Origin of the sequence: Streptomyces sp. P17, from assembly GCF_032436805.1 — a bacterium.
GTDB lineage: Bacteria > Actinomycetota > Actinomycetes > Streptomycetales > Streptomycetaceae > Streptomyces.
This window is the reverse complement of sequence record NZ_JAVRBF010000995.1, coordinates 1-263: the sequence shown is the minus strand read 5'-3', so window position 1 is coordinate 263 and position 263 is coordinate 1. Positions and strand designations below refer to the sequence as shown.

At 37.3% G+C, this 263-nt stretch carries 1 protein-coding gene; it reads left to right on the top strand.

Features of this window, described 5'->3' with window-relative positions:
* Nucleotides 1-263: YmdB family metallophosphoesterase (locus tag RMT89_RS43710; RefSeq protein ID WP_315889314.1), on the top strand; the 263-nt coding region annotated here is incomplete at both ends.

Sequence of the window (263 nt, the reverse complement as noted above, 5' to 3'; positions counted from 1 at the left end):
GAGATTTTTGACTTTATTGATGGGGCTAAGAAACTCATTCGTCCAGCAAACTTCCCTCAATCAGTTCCGGGAGTTGGACTTGTCTATGTAAAAGTTAATGCTATTGAAGTGGCTGTTATTAATCTACAAGGCCGTGTCTTTATGAATACCTTAGATGATCCTTTTCAAGTGATTGAGGACTTGTTAGAACAATGTAGTGCTAGAACTAATCATATTTTTGTTGATTTTCATGCTGAAACAACTAGTGAAAAGCAGGCTATGGC